Origin of the sequence: Pseudomonas guariconensis (assembly GCF_024127895.1) — a bacterium.
GTDB lineage: Bacteria > Pseudomonadota > Gammaproteobacteria > Pseudomonadales > Pseudomonadaceae > Aquipseudomonas > Aquipseudomonas guariconensis_B.
The window spans coordinates 97392-104927 of sequence record NZ_JAMYBK010000019.1; the positions used below are offsets into that span (position 1 = coordinate 97392).

General features: G+C 54.7%; 6 protein-coding genes. All 6 read right to left on the reverse strand.

The window, feature by feature from the left end; all coding sequences use genetic code 11:
* Positions 1-87: 87 nt before the first annotated feature.
* Positions 88-954, reverse strand: a complete 867-nt coding sequence (locus NJF35_RS18485) for a hypothetical protein (protein WP_225790217.1) — start codon at positions 952-954, stop codon at positions 88-90.
* A 125-nt stretch (positions 955-1079) separates the two neighbouring features.
* Positions 1080-2027: a DUF6708 domain-containing protein gene (locus tag NJF35_RS18490; RefSeq protein WP_253091363.1), complete on the reverse strand. Its 948-nt coding sequence runs from the start codon at positions 2025-2027 to the stop codon at positions 1080-1082.
* A gap of 96 nt (positions 2028-2123) precedes the next feature.
* Positions 2124-3062 carry a DUF6708 domain-containing protein gene (locus NJF35_RS18495; protein ID WP_253091364.1) on the reverse strand — a complete coding sequence of 313 codons (939 nt, stop codon included), beginning with the start codon at positions 3060-3062 and terminating at the stop codon, positions 2124-2126.
* The gene (locus tag NJF35_RS18500) at positions 3059-5878 is read right to left on the reverse strand and encodes a toxin VasX (protein ID WP_253091365.1); all 2820 of its coding nucleotides are present in this window, start codon (positions 5876-5878) and stop codon (positions 3059-3061) included. The genes NJF35_RS18495 and NJF35_RS18500 overlap by 4 nt, the downstream gene beginning before the upstream one ends.
* Positions 5875-6810, reverse strand: a complete 936-nt coding sequence (locus tag NJF35_RS18505; protein WP_253091366.1) for a DUF4123 domain-containing protein — start codon at positions 6808-6810, stop codon at positions 5875-5877. Before NJF35_RS18505 ends, NJF35_RS18500 begins: the two co-directional genes overlap by 4 nt.
* On the reverse strand, positions 6810-7536 hold a 727-nt coding region (locus tag NJF35_RS18510), incomplete at its 5' end, for a bacteriophage T4 gp5 trimerisation domain-containing protein (protein ID WP_410900315.1). The genes NJF35_RS18510 and NJF35_RS18505, both read right to left, overlap by 1 nt.

The window sequence follows — 7536 nt, forward strand, 5'->3', positions numbered from 1 at the left end:
TGGCAAGGGCTCACCCTTGTTCCAGAGCACGCCAAGCCCCAATGCCGCTTACTTAAGACGGTCAGCGGTGATTTGGGGCCGCTTCGCTTACCGATCTTCCTCGAAGGCTTCTGGAGGTGGAGGTGCCGCGCGGACGTTGAAGAGGCGGCAGATGACGTACCAGCAGAGGGCAACGGACAGGTTGTAAGGGAACAACACGGCCCAGAACGGCAGTTGCCAGTTTTTCTTGCCCTGCATTTCACCAGGCTCGCCGGTTCGCCAGGGAGCGTAGTGCTGCCAGGCTTCGGCGGGTGTCAGGCAGATCTGATGCAGGGGCTTGTACCACCAGTTGGGTTCACCGGGGGGCGGTAGTTTGTCAGGGCCGTGGTCCATGAAGTGGCGGAGGTATTCCCAGACTTCGGCGACGTATTTGATGTCGGGTTCGGTCGGTTCGTTGCTGTCGACCCAGAGGCAGTCTTTCTGATGGAGGGTGCCGTCTGCTCTGCGGGGAGCGAAGGCGAGTGCATAGCTGGTACTGAAGGACGCACCGCCGAATTCAGTACGTTTGAATAGGCCGCCTCCCATGTTGCGCCAATCGAAAACGAAGAGTTTTCCTAGACGCTTATAGTAGATGTTTTTTGTGGCTCGATTGAGGAAGAAGTTTGAAAGATTCTTTATGTAGTAAATTCGATATGCCAGAAAGGGCGTTAGGATGAGGGGTGTGAATATGTATATCGCTATTGAGTGTCCGTCTGTTAATACGAGGTTGCGATAGTCTTCGTTGAAAATGTCAGGATATATCAAGAGTGTCAGAGCTGCTGTCAGCGCTGTGTAAAGTTTGCCCATGAAGACCGAATCGGTTACCCATGGGTTGCGTAGGATTAGAATCTCGTTATTTATGCTGGATATTTGGCTTGAGATTTTAGGCTTTGTTCCTGTTTTGTTGTTGGGGGTGAATAGCCAAACCACTGACATGTTTTGCTCCCTGGCTTGAAATGTTTTTGGGGAAGGAGTTTTCGGGGTGGGAGTGATAACGGGTGATTGATTTTTTACCTGTGTTTGATTTTTGAGATTGATGGCCATCCAAGACTTGAGCCCATTCACGGATCGATACGCTCGCCATTCACCCGGATCACTGGTTTACGCTTTTCGGCGAAGCCGCATAGCACGTCGATTTCAGCGGGAAAGGTGGCGTAGGGAACGTTGTATTGCAGCCAGGCTTCGACGCTGTCGGGGTAAGCATTGATAAGCAGCCAGATGATCCACGCGGGGATGGTGATAGGGGCCCATAACCAACCATAAGGTTTATGAAGTTGGCGGCACAGGCTCGCATACCAGTCACGGTAGGGCTGAAGAGTGGCGTCGCGTCGGGAAAGGCGGGGAGGGAGTGGAGGTGGAGTGGGCAAGCCTTCCGGCCCGTGGGCCATGAAGGCTTGAAGGTATGCCCAAAGCGAGCGAGCCGAGCGATCGCCATCGTGCAGGCCAAGATTACCGCAAGCCGCGCATATTTCTGTCGGTGGGTTCATTGCGTAATCGATGCCGAACAGATAGAGCGGATGGCGTGAGGTGTAGACACCCGTCGAGACAATGGGGATGTAGCCTGCGACCGCTTCAATCCGGTCCCAATCGAGGATGTGTAAGCGTTTTCGGTCGTTAGGATAAATGAAATAGAGCTTACGGGTACCGCGATGGATACGAATAAATGCTCCACGGCAGCGGTGAGCGCCACTTGCTAAATAAAAGACGCAAGCTATTGTCGGTAGTGCGGGTAGCCACAATATTAGTTTAAAAATTGATTCGGCCTGTAGGTTTTTAGGGCCAATAATGTACGCTGCAAAGATAATTGCGATGATGCTGATTAGAAATGATATTCCAATGAACCCAGCGGCACCGCTTTGACCGAAATTTGTGTATGTTTCGAGCTCTACACAGTTTTTGCTGATACGTCGTACACCGTCGGGTTGTGGGAGGGAGTCAATCTGGCCGTGGTGTAGTTGTGTGCTTCCAAATCTTAGGCGATGGGGAAGGCGCTTAATATGTTCAGTCACTCTGGTGACCTCGCAGGTTCAAGGAGAGCTGGATTGATTAATATTTTAAGAGCCGTGTAAGAGTGGCAGCGAGACGGACGTGAAGTTTGAGCTCGTTCACGGCTCAATTCGTTTGCCATTCACCCGGATCACTGGTTTGCGCTTTTCTGCGAAGCCGCATAGCACGTCGATTTCAGCAGGAAAGGTGGCGTAGGGAACGTTGTATTGCAGCCAGGCTTCGACGCTGTCGGGGTAAGCATTGATAAGCAGCCAGATGATCCACGCGGGGATGGTGATAGGGGCCCATAACCAACCATAAGGTTTATGAAGTTGGCGGCACAGGCTCGCATACCAGTCACGGTAGGGCTGAAGAGTGGCGTCGCGTCGGGAAAGGCGGGGAGGGAGTGGAGGTGGAGTGGGCAAGCCTTCCGGCCCGTGGGCCATGAAGGCTTGAAGGTATGCCCAAAGCGAGCGAGCCGAGCGGTCACCATCGTATAAACCAAGATTGCCGCAGGCTGCGCATATTTCTATCGGTGGGTTCATGGTGTAATCAATACCGAACAAATAGAGCGGATGGCGTGAGGCGGAGCCGCTCGTCGAAACGATAGGGATGTAGCCTGCCACTGCTTCAATCTGGTCCCAGTCGATTATATGAAGACGCTTTCGATCGTTGGGGGGGATGAAATAGAGTTTGCGAGTGCCACGATGGATGCGGATGTATGTGCCACGGCAACGGTGGGCGCCATTGGCAAAATATAGAATGCAAGCTATGCACGGCGCTATTGGACTTATGACCAGTATGGCTAAGATAATTTGCGGGTCGTTTAAGTCGCTTACGCTGGCTGCTAAAATCATTGTCAACGCCGTTATCACTATTGTGATTCCGATGAATCCTGCACTGTTGCCCAAGATGAAGTTTGAATAGGTTTCAAGTTCAATACATTTGTTGTTGATACGTCTGACACCGTCGGGCTCTGGTGCGATGGTGTCAGTTCGATGTCGGCTTAGCGGCGTTCCGCCCAATCTCAATTTGTTAGGAAGTCGTTTAGCTCTCATTTGGGCGGCCTCACTGGTTCTAAGCGTGCCGGGTCAATGATTTCTGATAGCAAACCGGATGACGTGAATGTTAGTGGTGTAGGGGCGTCGTGTTGAAATATTAATAGATCAGGCTGATCTATGTTCGGCATAAACATAAACTCAAGGGATACCTGGCTATCTTGATGCATTTGGATCGACCAGCTTCGTAAGCTTTCAGAGTGAACGATGCTAGAGACTATACATTCGAATCGATAATCTATGAATCTAACCTCTGGCGCATAGGCGATGGGGCCATTAATTTGTCTGAGGTTTCTACTGTCTAGTTTTACTTTGAGTCGAATTTGAAATTGATCCTGTAAAGTTCCTTGAGTTTCAGGGAGGTGGCATTGAATGTGTAGTGTTCCTATTGTAGATCCGAACGTTTGGTTCCATTGTGCTGACAGTCGTGGGCGGTAATATAGGCTATGAACTGCTTCCAGTTCTTGTAAGTTTGTATACTGGCGATGATGTATTCCCCATGCGCTGTGTTTTAACCAGATATCTATAGCGCCATGCTTTGTTGTGTCTACACCTACCATAAAAGCAATGCCAAGGCCAAAAGCGGCAAGAGCTACTATTGCCCATGCCACTGGGGTGAGACCTAGCACTGTTACAGGAACTGCAGCGCTGGTCAGGCCTATAGCTAACGCTGTTCCCCCACCCCAAGAGGCAAGAGCCATTAACCCGCTAGAAAATGCTGCGCCTAAGTACATCGCCGCTTGAGTGGGATTTTTATTATAAAGTGAGTCGGCAGCCCGTAGAGCATCCAGAAAGCTAATTACTCCTGCTCCTGCAGTTGCCAATCTTGCCATTCCAAATTTTGCGGAGAGTATTTTTGCAGTGATTTTAAGGTTTGCGTTATTATGCAATGTGGCGAAGGCTGTAGTTCCTAGCGCTCCTGTTTCAATGATTGCACTGGCAAGTGAAAGTGTTGCTCCAGCAAGGTAACCCAGATGAAACATCTTTTCATCCTGCCGCTGGAACTGTCGAAGCGCATTAGTAAATCCGCTGATAGCTAAGTATCCTCCAACTCCGGTGAATAAATAACCTCCTGCGGAGCGCAACTTATTTAGCATTTTGATGAAGAGGTTACCCTCTACCTGAATAGAACGACTCGGCGGCAATGAGGACTGCCCAGTTGATGCACCGTCCATCTTCTGGTAAGTCGTTTCCCCAATCTTGACCCAATCATAGATCCGCACCCGTGTAGTCAATTGCATGTGGCTGACTTTGGGCTCAGGCAGCTTCCAGGTCTTGAGGTACTCGCCCCTAGGCGCTTGATGCCCTTGGAACTCCCGTGAATAACGCATCAGGTCTGCCAGGCTGATGTCGTACATGACGATGGTGGCGTTGAAGCGGATTTCCATCACATGGCGTAGCCTGCGTACCAATACGTCGGCTTGGTGAGTGGCTGGCAGGGCCTGCAGCAGGCCGATCAGTGCATTGGTCGCAGGTGTCGCGACATGCTCTTCGAGGTAGTTGTCCACGACCGAGAACAGGTTCTTGGCTATATCGCCGGTCGCGTCTTTCAGCCGCGTGGCCAGGGTTTTGTTGCCATTGCTCAGCGCCCGCCAGAATGGGCTCTGCCCGGGCGGCAACATGACCACCTGCTCCAGCTGCTGCTGGCCCGCCTTCGAATGCACCAACCCGCCGATGCAGTCGAACACTGCGTCTTCGTAGGCATTGGCGATTGCCGTCACCTCAAGGTCAAAGCAACCGAGCGCCTTGCCCAGCAAGTGGTCTGACCCGATGAGTCGGGTCCAGGCGATGATGTCTTGGACCAATACCTCAATGGTTGCATCCAGCCTGGCCACCTCCTTGGCATAGAGGCCAGGGAAGTCCATGGCGCCTTGGTAGTCCACCAGCTTGCGTTGCCGGTCGAGGCTGCTGGCCGTGTCGGAGCCTGGTGGCGCTTCCTTGCTGGCGGTATTGAAATAGCCCGCGATGAAGTTGGCACTCTGCAGCCGATGGGCATGCTGGCCGGTATAACGGGTCTTCTTCTCGACCGACAGGGTAAGCAGGTGATGAAGTTCACTGACCACCCCGAGTGGGTCATGGAGCGCGACGGCCAGGGGCCGTGTACCGGGGCCCAGGTGCCGGGCCAGGTTGCTCAGTGCCTGGCGGTATACCGGCATGAACTCAGGCCGCTGTGATGCCCCGGGGAAAGTGGGGAATACACCGGTGAGGCTGGAGATCTTGAGTTCGGCCATGGCGCTGATCACGTGGGCGGAATCGAACACATGGGGGTGCGTCGGGGCCTGCGAGGGCAGGAGAGTGGTCGCGAGCTGGCTGCGCAGACCACCTTCGTCCTGCTCGATCTGCCACAAGGTGGCATGGCTGAGCAGGGTCTCGCTGACCATCAGGTACAGGGTATCGGCAACGCTGGGGGCCGGTGCCAGCACATAGTGGGTAGCGCGCGCCATGTCCGGGCGAGCATGGCTGCCGGGGGCCTGGCTGCTGTAGTCCGTCGGTGTCCACCACAGATGGGCGAAGCGGATGTCTTCGGTGACCAGGTAATGGCGGGTCTTCATCCGCCCGTGCTGAAAATAGAACAGGTAAAGGTAGCTGCCTGGGCGCAGCAGCCTCAAGCCATAGGACTTGCCACCTTGCAGGGCGGGGTAGTGGTCCACGCTCAGGGTTGGGAAGGCGTCGCGGTCCAGGGGGTGATCGGCGATGCCATAGCGCATGGGGTAGACAGGGATGCCGCGCTCGCATGGCGGTGGCGAGATGGCCTCGCCGACTCGTTTGGCACTGGGATGGTCAGGTTGCAACGCGCGTTTGTAGGTGATGGTCATGGGGTGTTCCTCGGTCGTATCGGCGCAGAGATCTGGTTGAGTCGGTCGTTGATCTCGTGCAGGCGTTGCAGGCCCTGGATTTCCGATTGGACCAGCAGGTCGAAGAGAGGCTGGTCATTTACGAATGGATGCTCTGGAAAGAGCAGGCGTAGCTCCATGTAGTAGCGACGGTCACGTTCCAGGTGGAAGCCGCAGAGGTCGCTCTCTTTATCGAATTTGGCGAGCTGGCGACGGAGATTCAGGGGGGCGAGCTGCTCGCCGAGCGTCGAAAGTGCCTGGCTCATCAAATGACAGGTCCGGCGCATGAACCAGGCGTGGGAGGCCCTGTTCAAAGCGGCCTCATCGTTGACCGTCAATGTCAGGGGCGGGCTTTCGAGCGTGGAGGAGGATGGGTTGGCGGGTATATCGGCTCGTAGCCACGAATCCGGCTCCAGACCGCTATGCCAGAGCATGCTCCGGATGGGGCTGAATAGCCTGCTCAGGTAGTGTGATGGCAGCGCTTCGCAGAGTTCCTCTAGCGTGCGCGGGCGGCTCCAGTGGAAGGCTAGCGAGTTGTCGTCCGCAGAGCTGAGGTGGGTGATGCTTCTGAGTTGCTGAAGCAGGGGAGAAATTTGAGCAGGGCCGAACAGCATCAGGCCCGCTTGGCGCGGCCCCCAATCGTGGATGAACCTTTCCAGTAATGGCTCATTGAGACGTGTCAGCAGCGGGCCCGTCTGATATCCGGGAGGGGCATATTCCGCTGCTGTGCCACGCCACACCCAGTGATAGCCACAGGGACCCGACAGGCTACGGATGTCTTCTGGCAAACGTGGCTCGAGATCGCCATTGATCAAAAGCCAAGCTGGCTCGGCATCGGTCAGTGGCCAGGCAGGTTGAGGTACCGTAGAGACGTTTTGACGAGGCCAACCTGCATCGACATACGGGTCGTTCATCAGGCGCTCTCCTTGCTGCACGGGCAGGGAGAGCGTGTGCAGCGCCCGTCGCTTCGCATGCCGCACACACGGTCCAGGCCGCTTCCTTGGGCGGGCGTACCGGACAACGCATGGTTGTTTCCTGCGCCCGTCGGCTCGGCATACACCGGGGCCTGGATATGTACTCCGACGCCTTTGAGTGTTATCCCATTGGCATCGATCAGAAGGGTGCCGCCCACACCCTCCAGGACAATCTCGTCCTGAACCTGCAGGATGAATTTCCTGGCACGCTGGTGTATTTCTTCCCCTGTGGTCAGGTGGGCGTGCCCCTCAACCACTTGCTCCAGATGCCCACCTATCTCGATAGTGTGATTCACAGCTGTTTTGTCAAAACGATTGTTGCCTACCTCCAACGTCTGATCTTTGCCAACGGTGATTGTCTGGTTGCGACCAACATCGAAGAATGCGTCTTGGCCAATTCGGATTCGCTCGTCATTACCCACGGTCTCTCTACGGTCATGCCCAATGCTGATCGTCTCGTCGTGATCGACCTGTTCGTTGCGGTCATGGCCGATCTGCGTGGTCTCATCATGCTTGACCACATTGTTCTGGTCCTTCTGCGCATGGATGAACACTTCCTCCTGCCCCAGCTCATCCTCGAAGCGCAGTTCATTGAACCCCTTGCCCTTGTGGGTCTGGCTCTTGATCGTCATGCGCGTCTTGTGCTTGGGCAGTTCGTAGGGCGGT

Excerpts from the sequence above, each read along its gene's own strand:
- NJF35_RS18505 (WP_253091366.1), bottom strand. The coding sequence starts at position 6,810 with ATGAACGACCCGTATGTCGATGCAGGTTGGCCTCGTCAAAACGTCTCT.
- NJF35_RS18500 (WP_253091365.1), bottom strand. The coding sequence starts at position 5,878 with ATGACCATCACCTACAAACGCGCGTTGCAACCTGACCATCCCAGTGCC.
- NJF35_RS18485 (WP_225790217.1), bottom strand. The coding sequence starts at position 954 with ATGTCAGTGGTTTGGCTATTCACCCCCAACAACAAAACAGGAACAAAG.
- NJF35_RS18495 (WP_253091364.1), bottom strand. The coding sequence starts at position 3,062 with ATGAGAGCTAAACGACTTCCTAACAAATTGAGATTGGGCGGAACGCCG.